The organism is Pedobacter sp. W3I1 (assembly GCF_030816015.1).
Taxonomy (GTDB): Bacteria; Bacteroidota; Bacteroidia; order Sphingobacteriales; family Sphingobacteriaceae; genus Pedobacter.
The window spans coordinates 5,364,308-5,387,474 of sequence record NZ_JAUSXN010000001.1 but is presented as its reverse complement, the minus strand read 5'-3'; the positions used below and the strand labels follow the sequence as shown (position 1 = coordinate 5,387,474).

Genomic DNA, 23,167 nt, shown 5'->3' with positions numbered 1-23,167 from the left:
AGATGAGCAAACACTTATATTTTCCATTATTGGTCCTGTTGATGATGTTGACAGGTATCTCGAATACATTTAGCCAGGAGGCTGTCAAACAAGAGGCTATCAAAAATAAAAAAGAGAGACAAGAGTTGCTGTCTAAAGAGCTGGGGTTAAACCAGGAACAGTCGGCCAAGCTGCTTGAGCAGCAGGAAAAGTACCGCGAGCAGGTTGCACGCGTATTGCAGGATACCTCACTGCGTGCGCCGCAGCGGAGCGTGCAGCTAAAAGCGCTTTCGCAGCAGTACCGTGCTTCACTCAGTATGTTATTGAGCCCCCAGCAAAGAGAAAAGATGTCGGCATCGATTAGGGGGCGCAGCCAGGAAAAAGCACAGCAGCACCGTCAGCAGCTTGAGTCGAGGTTGCCCAAAGGCAGGAACAAGGCATTGACCGCAGATAGCACTAAAGTTAAACCAAGGAATTAATGTCTCTCAGATGAAAACAAGAATAAAGATTATCAGCATATTTACAGGGCTCTTTTCCCTCTGTGCGGGCATTGCAGGCCATGCACAGCTTTCGGTCAGCTATTCGTCCGCTATCCAGAGTTATAGTACCGGGAGTGCTATCACTACACTTTCACCTAACTTGAGTGGGGGTACTGCATCAGCTGGTGGACAGACAACGAGTACTTTTGTCAGCAGCGGGCTTTACAAGCCGTTGAACACGGCAGTGGACGCCTCAGGCAATGTTTATCTGGCCGATCGTTTGAATCATATGGTCCGCAAGATCAGTGGGGACACGGTGAGCACGGTTGCCGGCAACGGATCAATGGGTTCGGCGAATGGTTACGGTACTTCTGCTACTTTCCAGTATCCCAACAACCCGGCGGTAGATGCCTCGTTTCACGGTTCAACATACAATTCTAATATTATAATAAGTGAACGTAATAATTTTGACACACCAAGTGCGTGGTCTTATTGTAGTTATTCTTATCAATTTCAAAATAATAGTCGATATATCATAGTTTCTTAATTACTTATTTAGTTTAACTAGGACCAATACAATTACCAACATAAGCTTCAAAGACGAGAATCTAATATCATGAAACAAACGGATTATCACTATAAAAACTAACGCCTCCATGAAACAACATCTAAAATATTTCTGTGCCGCGGCCTTGCTATTGCTCTGCAGCCGCTCTTCGGCCCAAAAGGTTGTATCGGCTTATAACGGGGAAAGCGAAATCAGTGCACCGTTAAGTGTAACACTGATCGATGGCTTTCATACTATGGGGCCTGTACGTATTTTCACCACAGGGCTGAGTTATGTAGACTGCGTGCCCCTGACCTCAACGCCAAGTACCAATCAGAACTTTATCCTAACGCGTACCTTTAAACAGCCCGTAACCGATGCTACCATTGGCAACAGCCGTAGTGTCTGCGATGAAAACCAGAGTATCCAATATTTCGATGGCCTTGGGAGACCATTGCAGACCGTTCAGGTAGAGGGAAGCCCTGGTTTTAAGGACATTGTACAGCATATAGCCTATGATGCCTTTGGCCGGGAAGCGGTGAAATACCTGCCTTATGCTGCACAGTCAACAAACAACGGGGCTTATCAAGCGGATGTACTAACCCATCAGGCGGACTATTACAGCAACAGCACCGGCTGGGACGCAAATGTGGTTAAAACGCCGGTACCTTACAGCGTAACAGTGTTCGAGGCTTCACCTTTGAACCGGGTGGAACAGCAGGGCTCGCCGGGTGCAGCCTGGCAACCTGTTACAGGCCGGACAGTAGTAAGCGAATACGGTACCAATGTGGCGGGGGATGTCAGGAAATGGACCGTGAGCAGTACAGGTGCGAGTTCAGTGTACAGTTTTTATGATGCGGGGAAACTTTACAGGTCGACTATAAAAGATGAGAACTGGGTACCGGGAGATGTAAGGACGGGTACAACAGATGAATACAAGGACCTGGAAGGACGGGTAGTGCTGAAGCGTGTCTGGGAAACGGATATTAAAAGCCTTTCTACCTATTATGTTTATGATGATTACGGCAATCTGCGCTATGTACTGCCACCGGCAGTCAACCTGAACACTGATAGGTTATCCGCTGAGATCGATGGTTTTAATGAAGCCGATGATGTGTTTAAGGATTTTATGTACGGCTATCATTACGATGACCGGAAACGGTTAACCGAGAAAAAGATCCCTGGCAAGGACTGGGAATATATGGTGTACAATACCCTGGACCAGGTGGTATTGACCCAAGATAAAATACAGCGTAATTCGGGCCAATGGCTGTTTACTAAATATGATGCTTTTGGCCGTGTGGCGATCACCGGGCTATATACCGATTCAAGGGAACGTGGGCCTATGCAGGATTATGTAAACAGTCTGCTCAATGATAGCTCCTATCAGTTATGGGAGGTGCGCAACAACGGTAATGAAAGCGGTACCTATACCGGTTATAGCAATAATGCTTTTCCAAAGATTGTGACCTATTACCATGGTATTAATTACTATGACAACTATAATTTCTATAACAATACTTTCGGGCTGCCGGTGTTGCCGCAGGTTGGGAATGATCGTGCCAAAACCCTGCTAACGGGCACTCGGACTACAATACTGGGTACGGGCACGATGCTGCTGAGCGTGAACTACTATGATGAGGACGGACAGGTTATCCAGTCGAAGAGCGAGAACCACCTGAACGGAGTCAATGTAGGTACCGATGTGGTGGATAATGAATGGAATTTTGACGGTAGTTTAAAGAAAAGCACACGTGTGCATGTAGGGAACGGTTCCACGACCACCATTGCCAACAGTTATATCTATGACCATGTGGGCAGGAAAAAAGCAACCAAATCCCGGATCAACGGCGGCGATCTGGTAACCTTAAACAGCTTCAATTACAATGAGATCGGACAGCTGATCGATAAGGCGCAGCACAGTACAGATGACGTGAACTTTGCGCAGCACACGGCTTATACCTATAACGAGCGGGGCTGGCTAACTAGCCAGAACAGCGGGCTGTTTACCTTCAGCCTGGGTTATAACAGCGGCAGTGCGCCGCAGTACAACGGAAATATATCCCGTCAGACGTATACCAATGGCGGACCGTCCAATACTTTTAATTATAGCTATGACCGGCTGAACCGTTTAACAGTGTCCAGTGCGGGTAACAACCTGGGTGAGAGCCTGAGCTTTGATGTGATGGGGAATATAAAAACCCTCAGCAGGGATAACTATGGGACAAATGACTACCACATCGATCAGTATAAAGGCAACCAGTTAAAGGCTATCAGTGGTTTTACCAATGGGACTTACACCTATGATGAGAACGGCAACCTGATCATTGACGGCCCTAATGGAAATAATATCAGTTATAACTATCTGGACCTACCCCTACAGGTAAGCGGGAACAAGAGTGTAAGTTATACTTATGATGCTACTGGGAAAAAACTGATCAAGGTCAGTGCAGTAAATGGCAGGATCGATTACCTCGATGGGATTGTGTACAAACCCGATGGAACTATTGATTTCATCCAGACCGAGGAAGGGATCGCGCGTAATAGCAGTGGGACTTACAGTTACGAGTATAACCTGAATGACCACTTGGGCAATGTGCGGGCGAGTTTTCTGAAGAACCCAACCTCAGGAGTAGTTGAAGCTGTTCAGCGGAATGACTATTATGCTTTTGGGTTGACGAAGGTTGCAACTGGCGGAACAAATAAATATCTTTACAATAGCAAGGAATTGCAGGAAGAGCTGGGGCAGTATGATTATGGAGCAAGGTTCTATGATCCGTTGATCGGAAGATGGAATGTGGTGGATCCATTAGCGGAAAAAGTTTATTCAGTTAGTCCTTATGCTTATACTGACAATAACCCCGCAAATAATGTAGATCCAAATGGAATGGAGACTTATAGCGGGCAACAGGCTCAGGATTGGTTCCGCCAATTGCAAAGTCAATACTCTTCTAAGGAAGATGGGGACGATGGCTGGCTGCAAAAAGTTCTTGCAGCATTAGGTATTGGCCCTAAGAATGGCCCAAGGAGTACGGATGACGCGAAAGAAATCTCGGAAAATTGGGGGCCTGTCAACCAACTAACAAAGCGCGCAAATCATGCAGACGAAAAAGTAAGTGATATGTTCGTTATTGGCGGTTTGTATCAGGTCATGAAATATGGTACTGGTACTTTCTCTGAACGACCAAGCTATTTTGCTGCTGCTATGGGTTTAACGTCGGCAAGTTTTGATGCACTGGGAGCATTTGAGCTTGCAGGAGCTTATAAATCTCTAGCTGAACTTGGCTTGAAAGATGGATTAAAGAAATCAGCTGATGAGGTACTAGAACTTGCTCAAAAGTTTTTAGGGAAAGGTTATAAAGAACCTGTACCAGGAAGCGGAAGATTTATTTCAGCAGATGGGAAACGTGCATTCAGAATGGGAGAAAGGGATATAACTGGAGCACACGGAGGGGGACCACATGTTAATTTTGAAACTTTTGTACCTAATCCTCAAAAACCAGGTAAGCTGATGAGAGAAGATAATTATCATATTTTTTTAACTAACTAACTAACTAACTAACATGGAAATAATAGTTGAAATTCCTGAATATACCGGTGAAGGACTTAGGTCTGAATGGGAATATGGCTTTGAAATTGAGACCAAAATTAATGACGGAGAGTTTTTAATCTCAGCTAATAAGGCTGGGCTAATCTCTCTGGCTAAGCAATTGCTTACACTAGCGCAAGATAGTGTTCCATCAAACTACCATTTGCATTTTGATGAATACAATTCCTTAGAAGAAGGCTCTGTTGAATTAATAATTCAGAAAGTATGAATTGCACAACATATACAATATTCGGCGGTTCTGGCTAACTTTACAAAGTTGGTGTAACAGATGCTAACTTAGCTAGATAGCTCAGTCTCTTACAGAGGTAGGACCCCGTACTTATGGAGGATTTTCTTCTGTTATGCAGAAGAATGAAGCTCATATCTTGGAAAAATATTTAAGAGTTTACAATACAATTCTACCGGGCTGTGTGCTTTGCCCGGTATGAAAGGGGAAGTCGTTTCAGATAGAAGCGTTTCTGGGGTTATAATTATCAGTTTCCCGCAATTTGTCTATAGCCTCTGATCGGATGATGACTACTCGTAGTGGAGATGATATATTTTGATAATCCTGAAGAAGCTAAGGCTATATTTTTGCAATTTCAAAGTCAATATTCTTCAAGACTTCCTAATGAATATAACGTAGATGCATCTGGAGAGACAACCAAGATTAGCGATAAAGGAGAACATCTGTATGATTACTATAACTATGCATACATAACCGCTAACCCATCGTCGGGAAAACTGTAGCTAAAGATGCAATAAGTGGTGAAATTTTTGATATAGCACCTATAGGAAAAGATAAAGTTTTTTATGTTCTTACTGGCCCATCACTGCGCAAAATAGATAATGATTATTTTTTTTTGGCTACTGGTTGGCGGAACAGTAATGATGCCTCCAGAGGCAGGATTGAGTAAAGTCGCTGGGATGTTAGCTGGTTGTTTAGGACTAGGAACAGTTGAAGGAACAGGAAGTAATATGGCTCTAGGTATTACTGAGCATTTGGATGATTTTGCAAAATCCGTTGGTAGAAATACATGGAAGACTTAGGGAGCAAAATTATTCTAATCCTGGTGCACTACAACGGGCTATTTTTTACAATGGTAGTAAGGTCGTGCCCAATCCATTTAATTAAAAAAGAATTATGAAAGCTAAGATCTTTAAATCAGATAGGTATTTTACAACTTTTGACATACTCGTTACTCACGGACAGTTACTTCTACGGTCACAAAAGAATGAGAATTATTCTCATAATATTGATATTATATTCTTTAACACGGCGTATATCCAATTGTTTAACAGGCTTAACGGGATTAGTATAGAAATAGTCGATGGCAATAAATTTTTAGACTATCATTCAGTTTCTGATTATTTAAGTAATGACAATAATTACTTGTTTGAAATTACAAGCGGCTTAGAAAAGTATTATATAGCTGCTTCATTTGCGAAAGTATTTGAGAACGAATTAGATTTTAATGAAACTAGCTTAACTTTTGGAAATGAGGGTAAAATAAAAGAGATAGCTTCTAGTCTTATCGATTAATCTTAATTTGATGGATCTTTAGGGAGGCAGAAAACAAATTGATGTATATTTATTGATCTTTTATCCGCTCATTATATTAACGCCCGATGTTCAATTGGCTCTTCGGTAAGAAAAAAATTAAACCTGTTTTATCCAAACTAGATTATTGGGAGGCATTTGAATTATATGCACTTTTTGATGACCTGGATAGGGTAAAGGCCGTTTTGGAGCATACAGATAATACCCGTATTGATTTTATTGCTTTTAAGGACTGGTTTACCGAAGAACTGGGTGAGCTTGAAGGGGCAAACAATCCTGATTTTTCAATGGTACGGGAATGGTTTGCACCAGGCGCCGATTGGGATAGCTTGATGGGGATGCAGGGGTTTGAGCTGGGCAGGTCTGTTTTTAAAAGGGCTGACCGGTGGAAGCGCAACCAAGAGTTCGTGCCGGGCAGTATTGTTTGGCTAAGTGGAGAATATGGGCTGGTGTTAAGAATCCTCACTAGCGCAAGTCTTAGTGTTTAGGGTAACGGGCTGGATGACTTGTGCCTCCTGAATTTAGATAGATAAATTTTATTCGAGATTATTTTAAAGCACAAGTGAGGCCATAGCTTAGGCCGTGGGCGCTATGACTTGCGCTAGATGGGTTGATCCGGAAACGAATAAAGCCTGAAATATCTCTATTTCAGGCTTTATTTATTCAGCGGAGAGTGGGGGATTCGAACCCGCGGACCCTTTAACAAGTCAACAGTTTTCAAGACTGCCGCAATCGACCACTCTGCCAACTCTCCGCCGCAAAAGTACAAACTTGAAGCAAATCTGCAAATGATTTCTAATTAAATTTTTTAAAAAATATTCTAAGCCTTGCTAATCATTTAGTTAGCGCCTTTTAAAAAATAAAAAAAAGCAGATAAATAGCTCAAATGTGCCATCTATCTGCTTTTCGATCGATATTTATTGCGCTAAAGCGCCTCTTTGGGATAAACTTTGTCTCTGTCGACAGATAATATTCCGTTTCCTTCAATGGCGAAACAAACCAATCCGACCAATACAGAAAGCGAAAACCAAAATTCTGAGTAAGGCTTAAAAATACCACCAGAGCTATTGATAAAGAATACTGCACCAATGAGTATCGGTAAATTAACCAAACAGAATATGCGGGTGTGTGTACCTAAGGCAATGGCCAGCCCCCCGATGATGTGTAACATAATGATCAGGTGTGCCAGTAAGCTAATGCTCACAGCTGTGCCTAAGAAAGCGCCCCTCATTAAATTACTAAAGGCTTGCATATTGATATAAAAATCAATGCCCTTCCAAATTAAAATAAGGCCTAATAAGATTCTAAAATAGTCTAACCATTTTGGGTGATGATGATCGCCCCAGTTTTGGATTTTCTTAAGCATGTTCATAACTTCTATATTTTGGTTATGACAATTTACAGAAAATTAAAGAAAAAAACAATGGGTTAACTGTTTGATTTTAAGGCTTTTTTTTATCTGAAGTTTTACTGTTTACATAGTCGGTTGGCGACATGCCGAACTGTTTGGCAAAGTTTCTTCCAAAGTGAGATTGAGAGCTATAACCAACCATTTCTGAGATTTCATAAATTTTTAGGATCCCTTCATTTAAAAGTTCTGCAGCTTTTTTTAGTCGGGCTAAATTAATCAGTTCATTCGGACTCAGGTTAGAAATAGATTTGATTTTCCGGTATAAGGTTGGCCGGCTCATGTTCATCTTTTCTGCCAGATGTTCTACATCCAGATCCTGATCGCTAATGTTTTTGTTAATGATATCCTGTAATTTTTCTAAAAACAACTCATCTGCCTTAGAATAGGCAATGCTTTTAAGGTGGAGGAGGGGGGAACTGGCGAAATATTCCTTAATCTTATTCCTGTTTTTAATCAGACTCGAAATCTGCACTTGAAGAAATTCTGGCGAAAAGGGCTTTTCTACATAGGCATCGGCGCCCAGCTCTAAACCTTCAATTTTAGATTGCAACGAATTTTTCGCGGTAAGCAAGATCACGGGGATATGGCTGAATTCTAAGGTAGATTTAACTTTTGCACAAAATTCGAAGCCGTCCATTTCAGGCATCATCACATCGCTGATAATGAGTTGAACAATTTCATGATGTAATATTTCTAATGCTTCTATGCCGTTCCTGGCTTGTAGAACACGATATTTTTCTTCCAGATCATCTGAAATGAAATCAAGGATATCTTCGTTGTCATCAACCAATAACACTACAGGCCTTTCCATATCTTCAGTATCTTTTATGGTAAGCGTGCCTACAATTTCTTCCATTTTCCGTTCAGGTTAAATTCTATAAGTTGATGGATAGGCAGTTCTAATACAAATATATTAAAATCACCATCATTAAAATCTAAATAAAGTTCCCCGCTATGCAGTTGTGCAAGCGATTTTGAAATCGATAAACCTATTCCGGTTCCTGCCTTTATTTCTGTTTCCTTAGCCCTAAAAAATGGTTCGAATATCTTGTCCTTAATTTCTACAGGGATTCTGTTTCCATCGTTTTTAACCATCACAGTAAATTTATCGCCATCCTGCAATGATAAGTTGATTTGTACAGTGGTTTTCCCATATTTGATGGCATTGTCTGTCAAATTGCTGATCATTTTGTAAAAAGCCTCTACATCGATATAAGCCAGGAGTTTTTTTTCGGGTATATGAAGGTTGTACTTAATGTCTTGCTGTTCTGCAGCGGGTTGAAACTGGAGAAATACATCTTTTAGGATCTCAGCTATATCGGCCTTTACAAAGTTCAGTGAAAATTCGCTGGTTTCAGTTTTTCTGAAATCCAATAACTGATTGGTTAATTTGAGCAATCTATCGGTGTTTCGGGCCATAATCCGTAAATTCTTTTCTATGGCGGGTACGGCATCGGCCTGTTTAATCAGTTTCTCCATCGGCCCGATAATCAAGGTGAGCGGAGTTCTGATTTCGTGGGCAACATTCGTGAAGAATTCGATTTTTGCCTGATAAACTTCTTTTTGTTTTTCATGCTCAAAAACTTCCATCCGCCTGCTGTTTTTTAGCGCAATTTTTCGGTGGTACCTTCGCACCAGGAAGAAAATAATTGCACCTGCAGCAATCAGGTAAAGCAGATATGCAATGGGGCTGAGGTAAAAAGGAGGACGAATTTTGATCAGAAGTTTAACATTTTTGGTGCTCCATGTACTACTTCCTTCAACCAAAGCTTTCACTTCAAAAATATAATTCCCTGGGGCTAGTTTGGTAAAGTAAACCTTCCTGTTGGTTTTTAAATATTCCCAGTTTTTATAAAGCCCTGTCATTTTATAAGCATACTCTGTCATTTCGGGCGATAAATAGCTTAAGGCTGCAAAATCGATACTAAAAGATGATTGGTTATAATTAAGTTCGATAGTATCGGCATAAACGATCGATTTGTCAGAAATAGAATCTGTCCCATTTAAACCTATTTCTGAACTGTTGATCTGAAACCCGGTTAAAAATACAGGGGTTTGGTAAGATGTTGCTTTTAAATTAGCCGGATTGAAGCTGACCAGCCCTTTTACGCTCCCAAAATAGGTTCGGCCGTCCTCATCCTGATAGGCAGAACTGTAGTTGAACTGATCGGTAAGCAATCCGTTGGCTTTAGTATAGGTTTTGTTTAAACCCATAGAGGGGTCAAAATGGATAAGGCCCCTGGTACTACTAATCCAGAACTTATTTGCGGCATCTTCCTCAATGCGGAAAAGGTAATTGCTGGGAAAACCATTTTTTATGCCATAACGCTTAAATTGATGCGTTTTCTGATCAAGCCTGCAAAGTCCACCACCGTCTGTGGTTACCCAAATCTGTTGTTTACGATCTTCAAAAACACTATTTACGGTGTTATGACTTAAACTTTTCGAATCTGTCGGAATATTTCGGTAGTTCACATAGCCTGATTTGGATAAGTTAAACTGGAATAAACCATCGTTAAAGCTACCTGCCCAGATATTACCCTTGCTGTCTTCGATAACCGAATAGTAAAAAATAAAGGGGAGACCGGCAATAGGTTCAAAATCATCGCGTTTGCGGTTATAGCGGTAAATCCCGTTAATGGTTCCAACTAAAATTTCACCCGACCGTGTTTTACAGAAAGTAACAATAAAGTTGGTGCGTAAGGCATTTCCAACACCTGCCTGGTAATGTTTAATTACCTTTTCTGTTTTCAGGTCTAAAACATCCAATCCATGTTCGAAAGTGCCAATCCAAAGTTTGTCTCCATCAACTAATAAGCCGTGGATATTGGAATAGGCAATGCTTCCGGGTTTTCCATCGGGTAAAAAGTGTTTAAATATCCCTGTTTTTACATCAAGTTTATTCAGCCCGGCATCTTCCGTACCGATCCAGAAATTTCCATTTCTATCTCGGGTAATTTCCCTTACATCGCTTCCACTGATCGAGTTTGTACCTTTTTGCGGAAAGTATTTGGTAAACAGTGAAGTATGGCTCGAATAATAATTTACGCCTCCAAAATAACTGCCCGTCCAAACCCCTCCTTCACGGTCGAGGCAGATGGTATAAATAGCATTATCACTTAAAGAATAATCGTTATTATATTGTTTTTTAATGTGGATAATCGATTCATTTTCATCATTGTAAATGTAAATGCCTGATTCTGTGGCAATCCAAAATTCATGAGGTCCTGTTTTTTTGATATCCCGTACAAAAATTGGCGTTTGGTCGTCGTTTAACCTGAGTATATTTTTTGATGCTAAAGTGACTGGATTAAAGAGTTTAACACCCTGATTGGTGGTGCCAACCAGTAAATTTCCATTTTCGGTTCCTGCAATTCTCGATACCCAGCCATATTCGGTTTTGGCATTTTTACCATTAATATTAAATCGTTGAAAATTATTCGCTTTGGGATTGTATTTTTCTAAAGTTCCCTTTCCGGTACTGATCCATACGCTACCATCTTTTAAAATAGTTACCAATGATGCATCAAAAGGGGCATTATGAGTAAAAGCCTGTATTTTCTTGCTGCGCTTTTGATATAAATATATTTTAAATGAAGATAAGATCCATAAATTTCCGCGCTGATCGCTAGCCAGATCCATAATGCGCATGCCCTTGGTTTCTTTAATAATGGCAAAGCTTTCTTTTATGGGATTGTATTGATATACACCGTTATTGGTGCCAACCCAGAGGGTTTGTTCCTGATCGTGGTGGAGCGCGTAAATTAAATCGTTGCCTAAACTGCCAGCCTGATCCGGATCGTGGCGGTAAGTTTTAAAAGAATAACCATCAAACCGGTTTAAACCATCTTTTGTGCCAAACCACATAAAACCGTTTCCATCCTGCACACTACAAAATGCCGTATTGTTAGAAAGTCCGTTTTCTACCTGATAATGCCTGAAATAATAAGGTTGCGCCCAAAGCAGGTGGACCGAAAACAACAGACATAAAAGGATGAAGAGTTTTTTCAAGAGATCTTGGTCAGCTGCATCAAATATATTAAAGAAATGCTTTGCTTTCAGGCTAATTTAAATTTGAGCGGATAAGTAGAAAGATTGAGACAGATTCCATTTTTATTTGGGAAAGCCTTAAAGAAGTAAGGAACTCAATTTTTATAGACCTGAAAACTGTCAACTGCAACCTAATCTGAGTGTTATTCTTCTTTATAAAACTGTCAACTGCCAATTGCAAGCTAATCTGTGCGTTACCTAAGCTTTATAAACCTTAAAACTGCCAATTGTCAACTGCCAACTGATTTGGGCGTTCCCCAATCCCGTGAAATACGGGAAAAGGTCGGGCTTTTCAGGGCTTCGCTTCGCTCCGGTACCGATGAAGGACCGGTACTGAGCCCTTACAACCCCTAACGCAAAACCCAGCGTAAAAAATCTGCAAGATTTGATTTCAATAGCGCCACAGGCCTGTGTTAAATAAACCTGATAGAACGGAAAGCCCGGAGCGAAGCATGAGTGAGGACTTGAAGTGATAGCAGGGCTTCCCTAACCGAAATGTGCCAGCCCCATCATTTCCGAAAAAACTGTTGCTATTAAGATCCTGAACTTGTTTCTTAATCTATCATGTTAGTCTGTTGTTATTAAGATCCTGAGCTGAACTACCATTGACAGACTTTAATAAAAAACATCGTCCTTTAGATTTGTTTTGATATTTTATTTAAGGATAATAACTATTTACTTTGCTTAAATTATAAATCAGATTACCTAAAACGGTAGCGGCACATTAAAAGTTCGTCAAGGTTTTTATACCTATGAGATGATGCAATCCGCTACCGTTTTTTCCCTTAGTGACCAGATAACAATTAGGGCAATACCCATTATTAAGGACTAGGATCGATGGGGTAAAAATTAGGTAACCACTACAAACATAAAAAATAACAGGATGATTGGCACTACAAAATTTTTTATCGGGATTGATGTTTCCAAACCTTACTTCGATGTTGCATTGATGGCCGTTGTGAACCATGTAAAACAGGAGATAGCAACCGCACGGTTTGACAACACAGCACCAGGGATAAAGCTATTTGAGAAGTGGTTGAAATCGCAGAAAACCACGTTCAATGAGGACTCCTTGATTGTCATAGAAAATACCGGGATCTATCACCGTTTAATATGGACTTTCTGCAGCAACAGAAATCTGCCCATCCATATTGGCAATGCAGCCCATATCAAATGGAGCTTTGGGATAGCAAGGGGTAAAAATGATAAAATAGACAGCATACGTTTATGCAACTATGCATTTAAGGAAGCGGATGATCTAAAGGCGACAGCTGCCCTGGATCCCGAGCTGATGCTCCTGAAAGATCTGATATCAGCTCGGACAAAGCTGCTCAAACAAAGGTCTGGCATTAGCGTTTCGGTAAAAGAACTTGGTAATGTCAATGGTAAAGAACATCAGAAACTGATTGAAAAAGCACTTAAAAATGCAATTGAGGGTATAGCCAAATCAATCAAGAACCTCGAAGATCAGATCAAAAAAATCATTACAGGAAACCAGGATTTCAAGCAGAACTACAAATTATTGCTCAGTATCCCTGGGATAGGGCATGTTACAGCAGTATACCTGATTGGCTGCACGGGAAATTTTGCAGGGCGGCCCAGCGGAAAAGAACTGGCCTGTTATGCAGGGGTTGCTCCATTTGAACACAGCAGTGGTATAAGTATCAAAGGTAAATCCAAGGTACACCGGATGGCCAATAAAGAACTTAAAAGATTGCTGCATATGTGTGCATTATCTCTAATTCAACACAATCAGGAATTCAAGACATATTACAATAGAAAAAAGGATGAAGGGAAGCACAGCATGAGCATAATTAATGCCGTTAGAAACAAGATAGCATTAAGAGTTGCTGCAGTTATAAAAAATCAAGCTAGCTATAAAAATAATTATAATATAGCTGCTTAAAATTTGTTTTTATCATAACAATCATCTCGACTGGAGCGCAGCGAAATGGAGAGATCTATCTAGGCAGATTTCTCGACTGCGTTGCACTTCGCTCGAAATGACGAAAGCTTGAGGGAGCTATCTCCTTGAACTTCTATAGTGATTTTTATAAAATAAATTAAGCCTCATGATGACGCATTGAGCAGCATTTTCCGTGTTTCTGAGCCTCCGTGGCTAAACAGACTCCATAAATACAAATCGAGACAAAATGAAGAAAGATTGATACAAATGCGTATCCCTCCGAAAAGCTAAAAACCGAATCTTTGGATAAGAATTAAATAGAACTAAATCCATTTACCTCTTTAACTAACCAAATCCCTAACCTAATATGAAAAGAAGTTTATTCTCTTATGGCGGCTTTGTACGCGTGGATTGGTACTTGCTTCAAAAAATGTTTTTGAAACGCAAAATCCTCTCCGTTATTTTTACTTCCATCACCCTGATCTTACTTTCATTTCAGCTCAGTGCCCAGGAGCAAACGGCTGTTACCGGAACCGTAACCGACGAAAAAGGAGAAACGGTTGTTGGTGCCAGTATTAAAGTTAAAGGTACCAATACAGGCGTAACTACCGATGGCGATGGAAAATTCAAGATTCAGGTAGCTGATAAAAACGCCACACTGATCTTTATTTATGTGGGCTATATAAATCAGGAAGTTGCATTGGCTGGCCGTACGCAAATCAATGTTAAACTTAAACCATCTAATAACGATTTATCAGAGGTTGTTGTAGTGGGTTACAATACGCAGAAAAAGGAGGCCATTACAGGCGCCATTTCATCAATCAGCAGTAAAGACCTCGAAAAAGTGCATGGCGGTTCTACCGTGAGTACAGGGTTAGCAGGAAAGTTACCTGGTGTATCTTTCAGGATGCCTGATGGAAGACCAGGCTCGAGCGCCAATATTCAGATCCGTAACATGGGTAATCCGTTATACGTTATTGATGGAATTCAACAGGATGCAGGGCAATTTAATAACATTTCTCCAAACGATATCGAAACCATTAGTGTACTTAAAGATGCTTCGGCAGCTATTTATGGTAGCAGAGCCGCAAACGGTGTAATTTTGGTTACCACCAAAAGAGGCAAAAACAGTACCCGCAATACCTTTAGTGTTGATGCCTATACCGGTTGGCAAAACTGGGTACGTTTTCCGGAAACCACCGATGCTTATACGTGGATGTTAGGTAAAGCTACTGCAGACATGAACCAGAACGGCGTAACGAATATTACGCAGACCGAATTGGATAAATGGAAAGCAGGCACAGAATACGGCTATCAGAGTCAGAACTGGAAAGATATTATTATTGCGCCAAATGCACCACAAACATCAGTAAACTTAAGTGCTTCGGGTGGAAGTGACCGCGTAAACTATTACTTTTCTGCTACCCGTTTAGATCAGAAAGGCGTATATGGCACAGCGAGGGAATTCGATTTTAACCGGACCAATATCCAAAGTAATATCGAAGCTAAAATAACCGACCGCTTTAAAGTAGGTATGCTCATTAATGGCCGTATCGAAAGTCGCGATCAGCCAGGTGTACCAGGCGGAGATGATTACTGGGCTGCCCGTTTTGCTTTATTGAGAAACAGGCCTACTGAACAGGCTTATGCCAATGGCAATCCAAATTACCCGAACGATATCGGGCACAATACCGAGCAGTTTGCCGTGCAGAGTAAAGCGCTAAGCGGATATTGGAAATCAGACTGGAGAGTTTTACAGACCAATTTATCAGCCTCTTATGAAACACCAATCAAAGGTTTAGAAATAAAAGGTTTATATTCTTATTACATTGCTGATAATGTAATCAATGGGCATGAGTATACTTATAATGTATATACCTACCATCCGGAAACAGGCATTTATGAAGAAAAAGTAGGCAGTTCAAACCCTTACAGAGAGCGTAGAAACGAAAAAGTATACACCAATACCTATCAGCTTCAGGCCAATTATAACCGCACTTTTGGCAAACATACCGTTGGTGGAGTGTTGGTAGCTGAGCGTTTAGACCGTTTTAGAACCTACACCTTTCAACACGCTGTACCACAGACTAATATTTTACCTGTGCTGCAGTTTGCCGATATGGACGGGCAGGATTTTGCTGACCTACAGGAAGAGCAGGCGCGTATTGGTTATGTGGGCAGGTTAAACTACAACTACGACAATAAATATTACCTGGAGCTTTCTGGTCGTAGAGATGCTTCCTGGAAGTTTGCGCCAGATAGGCGCGTGGGTTATTTCCCTTCGGCATCAATTGGGTGGAGAATTACGCAAGAGAAATTTATGAAATCGCTTTTGGGTGAAAGCAATATCTTAAACGATTTGAAACTCCGTGCTTCTTATGGCGTATTGGGGGATGATGATGTGGATATCGATCCCTTTGCTTATATCCCAGGTTATAACTACAATCAGGGCAGCGTGATATTGGATGGGAAAAATATTACCACTTCAAGGGATAAAGGCCCTATTATTAATAACCTGAGTTGGTTTAAAAGCAAAATTACCGATATCGGTATTGATTTTTCCATGTTCGGCAGTAAACTTTCCGGAACAGCAGATTATTTTTATAGAAAACGCACTGGTTTAAAAGCCATTAAAAACGACGTAATTGTTCCAATTGAACTGGGATACCCGCTAAATGCTGAAAACCTGGAGAGCGATGCACAGTTTGGAGGTGAATTCTCTTTAAACTATAGAGATAAAATCGGTGAGTTTAACTACAATGTTGGTGGAAACATTTCCATTAGCAGAAAGAAACTTTTAGAAAGATATAAGCCACGTTTTGGCAACTCGTGGGAGAATTACAGAAGTAATGGTACCGATAGATATGCCGATATTTTTTGGGGTTACGAAGTAACCGGTCAGTTTCAAAGCATTGATGAGATTAATAACTCCAAGGTGAATATTGATGGAAAAGGTAACCGTTCTTTATTGCCTGGCGATTTAATCTACAAAGATCAGAATGGCGATGGGATTATTGATGGTTTAGATGAAAGACCAATAGGTTATACCACGGCAGGGCAACCAAATATAGGTTTTGGATTTACCATTGGTGGGTCTTATAAAAACTTCGATTTTACCGCCGATTTTTCTGGCGGTGCGATGTATTCATGGAACCAGAACTGGGAGCAGCGCTGGGCATTCCAGAACGGAGGCGCTTTGCTGCAGAATTTTGCTGATGACAGCTGGCACCGTACCGATCCTTTTAACCTCAACAGTCCCTGGGTGGCTGGCAAATATCCTGCAATCCGTTTTAACGATCGCGATCATAGTAATAATAACAGAAACTCGACTTTCTGGTTACACAATGTGAGATACCTGAGAGCGCGTACACTTGAAATTGGCTATACCTTGCCAAAAAGATGGGCAGAAAAAATCAAGATCCAGAATGCAAGGGTATATGTAAACGGGTACAACCTGTTTTCGATAGATAACCTGAAAGATTATGGTGTAGATCCTGAAATTGCAGACGATAATGGATTGCAATATCCACAAAACAAGTTTTTTAACATCGGCCTTAAATTATCGCTATAACATGAAAAAGACTAATCAAATGAAAAAATATATATACGCATTTGCTGCCATTGCATGTTTAAGTTTTGCGCAGTCATGTAAAAAAGATTCTGAGTTTTTAGATAAACAACCCACCAGTACCTTACCCATTGATGCGGTTTGGAAAGACCCTAACCTGGTGCTTACTGTGGTTGGTGATCTGTATGATCGTTTCCCTGATTTTCAGCGCGTCGAATCGTGGTGGTTATTTGCCGATTTTGATGAAGGTTTTGCCTCGGCAAGTGGAGATTATTTTCGCCACCAGAATTTAGAATATGGATATGATGCCTGGAGATATTGGGATATAGGTGTTTATAGACTGATAAACGACCTGAATCTGTTTATTAAACGTGGGCAGGAAGCTACTGCTTTAAAAGCCGAAGACCGTGACCGTTTTTTAGCTGAGGCACGTTTTATCAGGGCTGGTGTATATTTCGAGATGGTAAAAAGAATGGGCGGTGTTCCTCTGATTACTGTTCCCCTGGCGTACGATTATAGCGGAGATCCAAGTTACCTGCAATATCCAAGGGCAAAGGAATCAGAAATTTATGATTTTGTGATTGCTGAATCGGAAGCGATAAAAACTATACTTCCTGATAATGCAACCATACAGAGCAGGGCTACAAAAGCTGCGGCCCTGGCTATGGAATCGAGAGCTGCGCTTTATGCCGGTTCTATTGCAAAATATAGCAATGCCCAATTAACCCTTCCAGGAGGAGAGGTTGGCATTCCTGCAGCAATGGCCAATGATTATTTTACCAAAGCCTTAAAAGCGGCAAAAGAAATTATCGATGGCGGTAAATATTCGCTTTACAAAAAGAACCCAAACCTATCTGATAATTTTGCAGCCCTTTTTACTGATAAAGGCAGCAATCCGGAGGTAATATTTGCCAAAGATTTTAAATTGAAAACCAATGAAGTACATGGTTTTACAATCGATAACCAACCCCGCTCTTCTGCCGAGGAAGCACAGGGTGGAAGGTTAAACCCTTCGTTAAATCTGGTTCAGTCTTTCGAAAAACTAGACAATACCTATGCTTCTCTTGCCTCTGTTGATGGCAGTGGCAATCCGGTCTATTATACCAATGTTACCGATATTTTTGCAGATCGAGATGCGCGTTTGGCAGGCACGGTAATCCTTCCCGGAACACAGTTTAAAGGTAAAACAGTTGATATCTGGGCTGGCTACCAATTGGCTAACGGTACAATTGTAACCGGAGATAATTTTGCGCAGACTAAAACTAATGTACTTCCCGGTAACCCAGGTTCGGTGCAGGTAGTGGGTGGCGATGGTCCGGTTGATGGACTTGAATTCAGTGCACAATCGGGGTTTTATGTCCGCAAATATTTAGATCCGGCAACAGGTTCAGGCCAGATTGGTACCCGGAGCGATGTATGGTGGATTCGCTACCGTTATGCTGAAGTATTATTGAATGCTGCCGAAGCCGCTTTTGAACTCGGTGATGCAGCTACAGCAGCCAATTACATCAAACCGGTAAGAGACCGTGCCGGTTTAACCACAGCCTTAACACCTGCGCAGATCACTTTCGACCGTATCGTACATGAACGGAAAGTAGAATTTGCTTTTGAAGGCCATCAGCTTTGGGATATGAAACGTTGGAGACTGGCCGATAAAGTATGGAATGGCAACAATATGTCGGCTGCTGATTTTACCAATGCCAGCAATATCGGAAGCGCAACGCGCACCAGTACACAAGTGTTTGGTTTGTGGCCATATAAATACTATAACCCGGGTAATGCAAACCATTTAAAGTATATTTTTAAGGTGATTAAACCCAGTCGTGTTACTGCCGCACATCGTTTCCGTATTGGCAATTACTACTCTTCAATCGGACAGGATGTGCTTAATGGCAACCCGAAAATTATCAGAAACCCTAATCAATAATCAATTATATAGATATGAAAAATAGATTTTATTTCATCATAGGGGCAATTATAGCCGTGTTTTTCTCCTCTTGTAAAAAGGATAATTACGAGGCACCTGCAGCCGATTTTACCGGAAGGATCGTATATAAGGGCGAAGCAATCAATGTTCAGCAAGGCCAGGTAAATTTCGAACTTTGGCAGTCAGGCTTTGGTAACTACTCTGCACTAAACGTAAATGTAAGTCAGGATGGAAATTATTCAGCTAAGTTATTTGATGGCAACTATAAATTGGTTTTCTCCCCAAACCAGGGCCCGTTTTTATGGAAAAAGAACGCGGCAGGTAAACAAGATACCCTAGCGGTAAATATTAGTGGTAGCAAGGTGATGGATATTGAAGTAGTGCCTTATTACATGATCCACGGTGCCAGCTTAACAGCCGCTGCTGGAAAAGTGAACGGATTCTGTAAACTGGAAAAAATTATCACTGATGGCAATGCAAAGGATATAGAAAGTGTATCACTGTATATCAATAAAACGCAGTTTGTTGATGGAGGCAATAATATTGCGATACAACAGCTTACCGGAGCAGCTCTTGCCGACCTGAATAACTTAAACATGAGTGTAAATATCCCTGCAATTGTACCTGCGCAAAATTATGTTTTTGCCAGGATAGGGGTTAAAATTGCAGGCGTAGACGACCTGATTTTTACGCCTGTAACTAAAATAAATTTTTAAAAGCAGGTGCTTGAAAAGTTAAAACTGTATTTATTCCGATCGTACCGTCATTCCCGCGCAGGCGGGAATCTTAATGCGCATGTAACCAATCTAATCATTAAGCATTAAGATTCCCAATCAGGTTGGGAATGACGATCAATCGAAGTATTATTAATAATCAATACCTTACCTTTAGTAAATCATTATTAAATGAAATATCTTTTCGCCTTGTTTTTATGCTTTTCCATATTTTATATTGGTGAAAAAGTGTTTGCCAAGCAACTAAACGACACTATTTACCTGGCCGATCCAACCATTTTTTTAGATAAAGGCGTATACTATTTATATGGTACCAGCAGCGATGAAGGTTTTCTGGTTTATTCCTCAAATGATCTTAAAAACTGGATTAAACCCGTTGGAAAAAATAAGGGCTTTGCATTAAAAAAGGGCGGTGCCTTCGGAAGCAAGGGTTTTTGGGCCCCACAGGTATTTAAAAGAGGTAAAACCTATTTTATGGCCTATACCGCTGATGAACAGATTGCTATTGCACACAGTAATAGTCCGACAGGCCCTTTTGTACAGGAAGAATTAAAAGCAATATCAGGTATAGGGAAACAGATCGATCCATTTGTATTTACCGATACCGATGGGAAAAATTATCTCTATCATGTGAAGCTTGACCGTGGCAACCGGATTTTTGTAGCAGAACTAAAAGATGATTTTTCGGATGTAATCCCGGAGACAACAAGTGCTTGTTTAGCAGGAACAGAAACCTGGGAAAATACGGCGAAAACCGATTGGCCGGTAACCGAAGGACCAACGGTAATCAAAAAGGAAAATCTTTACTATCTTTTTTATTCGGCAAATGATTTCAGGAATCCCGATTACGCAGTGGGTTATGCCACTTCAAGCTCACCTACCGGGCCATGGTTAAAATATGCAGGCAATCCTATCATCAGCAAAAAGATCTTGCAAATAAACGGAACGGGACATGGAGATTTTTTTACCGATAAAAGCGGCCAGCTGCAATATGTGTTTCATACCCATTACAATAACCACAAAGTATCGCCAAGGGCTACTGCCATTATAAAAGCCGGTTTTGTAAAGGATAAAAACGGAACCTATCAGATGCAGATCAATGCGGAGAGCTTTCGGTTTTTAATGCAAAGTGCAGCAAAAACATTCAAGGATTAAATTGATTGCTTTTGTAGAAATATTGAAACAAAAATAGGCCGGTTTAAGAAAAGAAATCGCTTTTTTTAAAGATTGGGGAATACAATAATTTAAGGGATACCAAATGATGTAAAACTTTATAAATGAATAAACTGCAGATAAAATACCTACTTACCTTATTATACCTACTGTTTGCAGGAGGATTGTATGCACAAACATTTACCAATCCTTTATTACCTTCAGGCGCCGATCCTTATAGTTATTATAAAGATGGTTATTACTATTATACCCATACCACGGGAAACCGGGTAGATCTTTGGAAAACCAAAACCCTTGATGGTTTAAAAGATGCAGAGCGGAAAACCATTTGGCGCGCACCTGCAGGAACCATGTACAGTAAAGAAATCTGGGCGCCAGAGGTGATGTTTTTAAGAGGTAAATGGTACGCTTACTTTGCTGCAGATGATGGGAGAAACGAAAACCACCGCATGTATGTTTTAGAAAATGCTTCTGCCGACCCCATGAAAGGTGAGTGGGTATTTAAAGGCAAAATTACCGATCCGGCCGATAAATGGGCCATTGATGGCGATGTAATCGATTTTAAAGGTCAGTTGTATATGATTTGGTCTGGATGGGAAGGAGATGAAAACGGCAGACAGGAAATTTTCCTCGCCAGGCTTAAAAACCCATGGACAGTAGAGGGTAAACGGGTAAAGATTTCTACTCCTAAATTTAGCTGGGAAAAAATCGGGGATCTTGGTGGGGGAGCGCACGTGGATGTAAACGAAGGGCCTCAGTTTTTGCCGCACGGTGATAAAATATTTGTCATTTATTCAGCCAGTGGCTGTTGGACAGATTTTTATGCCCTGGGGATGCTTTCCGCTTCGGCTAAAAGCAATCTGCTCGACCCTGCGTCCTGGACAAAATCTGATCAACCTGTTTTTCAGCAGTCGCTAAAAGACGACGTTTATGCGCCTGGCCATAACTCATTTTTTAAATCGCCGGATGGAAAAGAAGACTGGATCCTATATCACGCCAATGATAAACCGGGCCAGGGCTGCGGAGGTTTCCGCTCTCCCCGGGCCCAAAAGTTCAACTGGAATACCGATGGTACACCAAATTTTGGAACTCCGGTAAAAGCAGGATTGAGCTTGGCATCACCATCAAACCACAATAAAAAATAATCAGATAAATACCGATATGAATTTAAAAAACTACGCGCTTCTTGCTGTACTGAGCTTTAACATCAGCATGGGCTTTGCGCAAAAAACAAAAAAAAGTACCGAGCCAGCAAAGGTTTGGACAGTAGAAAAAGCCAATGCCTGGTACAAAGAACATAAATGGTTAACAGGTGCAAACTACATTCCTTCCAATGCCATTAACCAGCTGGAAATGTGGCAGGCCGACACCTTCTCACCCGATCTGATTGATAAAGAGCTGGGTTGGGCCGAAGGAATTGGTTTTAACACGCTGCGCGTATTCTTGTTCAGTAAAGCCTGGAGCCAGGATCCCGAAGGTTTTAAAAAGAGAATGGATCAATTTTTAACCATTACCCAAAAACATGGTATTAAACCGATGTTTGTTTTTTTCGACGATTGCTGGAATAAAACTTCGGCCATTGGCAAACAGCCTGAACCAAAAACCGGTATTCACAATTCTGGCTGGCTGCAAGATCCTGGTGATCCTGCTTTTAAAGAAGAAGCAAATTTTCCTGAACTCGAAAAATATGTAAAAGACGTACTTACCCATTTTGCGCACGATAAAAGAATTTTACTTTGGGATTTGTACAATGAACCTGGAAATAGCGGAAAGTTAGAGGCCACGATACCCTTGTTAACCAAAACCATTGGCTGGACAAGGTCGGTTAATCCCGATCAGCCCATTTCGATCGGATTGTGGAGCTGGGGTTTCGAAAAGCTTAACGAAATACAGCTGGCTAACTCAGATATTGTAACCTACCATAACTATGAGGCACCAGATTGGCACCAAAGAACCATCGATCTGTTAAAAGCCAGCGGCCGGCCATTGATCTGTACCGAATACATGGCCCGATCGCGCAACAGTCGTTTTGCTAACATTTTGCCAATGCTAAAAAATGAGAATGTTGGCGCTATAAACTGGGGTTTTGCTGCAGGTAAAACCAATACTAAATATGCCTGGGATACGCCACTTGCTGATGGCTCTGATCCGATTGAGTGGTTCCACGAAATCTTTCAGCCCGATGGCACCCCGTACCGCCTGGATGAAGTTAACCTGATTAAAAAACTCAATAACAAATAAAT

The 23,167-nt window shown here is 41.1% G+C and carries 17 protein-coding genes and 1 tRNA gene; 14 read left to right on the top strand and 4 right to left on the bottom strand.

What is annotated here, in order from left to right:
* Positions 1-2: 2 nt before the first annotated feature.
* From QF042_RS22100 to QF042_RS22070, 7 genes are all read left to right on the top strand, one after another.
* Positions 3-458, top strand: a complete 456-nt coding sequence (locus tag QF042_RS22100; RefSeq protein ID WP_307532312.1) for a hypothetical protein — start codon at positions 3-5, stop codon at positions 456-458.
* A 10-nt stretch (positions 459-468) separates the two neighbouring features.
* On the top strand, positions 469-1,005 hold the full coding sequence (locus QF042_RS22095) for a hypothetical protein (RefSeq protein ID WP_307532310.1): 537 nt from the start codon (positions 469-471) through the stop codon (positions 1,003-1,005).
* Between the two features lie 109 nt (positions 1,006-1,114).
* Positions 1,115-4,555 (top strand): DUF6443 domain-containing protein, encoded by a 3,441-nt coding sequence (locus QF042_RS22090; RefSeq protein WP_307532308.1) that lies wholly within the window; start codon positions 1,115-1,117, stop codon positions 4,553-4,555.
* Positions 4,556-4,568: 13 nt separating this feature from the next.
* On the top strand, positions 4,569-4,823 hold the full coding sequence (locus QF042_RS22085) for a hypothetical protein (RefSeq protein ID WP_307532306.1): 255 nt from the start codon (positions 4,569-4,571) through the stop codon (positions 4,821-4,823).
* Positions 4,824-5,443: 620 nt separating this feature from the next.
* Complete coding sequence (locus QF042_RS22080) at positions 5,444-5,644, top strand: hypothetical protein (RefSeq protein WP_307532304.1); 201 nt, start codon at positions 5,444-5,446, stop codon at positions 5,642-5,644.
* Positions 5,645-5,738: 94 nt separating this feature from the next.
* Positions 5,739-6,137 carry a hypothetical protein gene (locus QF042_RS22075; protein ID WP_307532302.1) on the top strand — a complete coding sequence of 133 codons (399 nt, stop codon included), beginning with the start codon at positions 5,739-5,741 and terminating at the stop codon, positions 6,135-6,137.
* An 86-nt stretch (positions 6,138-6,223) separates the two neighbouring features.
* Positions 6,224-6,643, top strand: a complete 420-nt coding sequence (locus QF042_RS22070) for a hypothetical protein (protein WP_307532301.1) — start codon at positions 6,224-6,226, stop codon at positions 6,641-6,643.
* 179 nt (positions 6,644-6,822) lie between these two features.
* Here the strand turns inward: QF042_RS22070 and QF042_RS22065 are convergent.
* The 4 genes from QF042_RS22065 to QF042_RS22050 all read right to left on the bottom strand — a co-directional run bounded on the left by QF042_RS22065 (position 6,823) and on the right by QF042_RS22050 (position 11,577).
* Positions 6,823-6,909, bottom strand: a tRNA-Ser gene (locus QF042_RS22065).
* 171 nt (positions 6,910-7,080) lie between these two features.
* Positions 7,081-7,527 carry a DoxX family protein gene (locus tag QF042_RS22060; protein ID WP_307532299.1) on the bottom strand — a complete coding sequence of 149 codons (447 nt, stop codon included), beginning with the start codon at positions 7,525-7,527 and terminating at the stop codon, positions 7,081-7,083.
* Positions 7,528-7,597: 70 nt separating this feature from the next.
* On the bottom strand, positions 7,598-8,422 hold the full coding sequence (locus QF042_RS22055; RefSeq protein WP_307532297.1) for a response regulator: 825 nt from the start codon (positions 8,420-8,422) through the stop codon (positions 7,598-7,600).
* Complete coding sequence (locus QF042_RS22050; protein WP_307532295.1) at positions 8,407-11,577, bottom strand: two-component regulator propeller domain-containing protein; 3,171 nt, start codon at positions 11,575-11,577, stop codon at positions 8,407-8,409. The genes QF042_RS22055 and QF042_RS22050 overlap by 16 nt, the downstream gene beginning before the upstream one ends.
* A gap of 922 nt (positions 11,578-12,499) precedes the next feature.
* On the opposite strand from QF042_RS22050, the gene QF042_RS22045 reads away from it, so the two are divergent.
* The 7 genes from QF042_RS22045 (at position 12,500) to QF042_RS22015 (ending at position 23,165) form a co-directional block, all read left to right on the top strand.
* Complete coding sequence (locus tag QF042_RS22045; RefSeq protein ID WP_307525625.1) at positions 12,500-13,522, top strand: IS110 family transposase; 1,023 nt, start codon at positions 12,500-12,502, stop codon at positions 13,520-13,522.
* 367 nt (positions 13,523-13,889) lie between these two features.
* Entirely contained in the window at positions 13,890-17,093 is a 3,204-nt protein-coding gene (locus QF042_RS22040) for a TonB-dependent receptor (RefSeq protein WP_307532293.1), read from the top strand.
* A gap of 19 nt (positions 17,094-17,112) precedes the next feature.
* A complete protein-coding gene (locus tag QF042_RS22035; protein WP_307532291.1) occupies positions 17,113-19,017 on the top strand; it encodes a RagB/SusD family nutrient uptake outer membrane protein in 1,905 nt (634 codons plus the stop codon).
* A 14-nt stretch (positions 19,018-19,031) separates the two neighbouring features.
* Entirely contained in the window at positions 19,032-19,733 is a 702-nt protein-coding gene (locus tag QF042_RS22030; protein WP_307532289.1) for a DUF3823 domain-containing protein, read from the top strand.
* A gap of 189 nt (positions 19,734-19,922) precedes the next feature.
* Positions 19,923-20,906: a glycoside hydrolase family 43 protein gene (locus QF042_RS22025; protein WP_307532287.1), complete on the top strand. Its 984-nt coding sequence runs from the start codon at positions 19,923-19,925 to the stop codon at positions 20,904-20,906.
* A gap of 122 nt (positions 20,907-21,028) precedes the next feature.
* Entirely contained in the window at positions 21,029-22,069 is a 1,041-nt protein-coding gene (locus QF042_RS22020; RefSeq protein ID WP_307532285.1) for a glycoside hydrolase family 43 protein, read from the top strand.
* A gap of 16 nt (positions 22,070-22,085) precedes the next feature.
* Positions 22,086-23,165: a cellulase family glycosylhydrolase gene (locus QF042_RS22015; RefSeq protein WP_307532283.1), complete on the top strand. Its 1,080-nt coding sequence runs from the start codon at positions 22,086-22,088 to the stop codon at positions 23,163-23,165.
* Positions 23,166-23,167 lie beyond the last annotated feature (2 nt).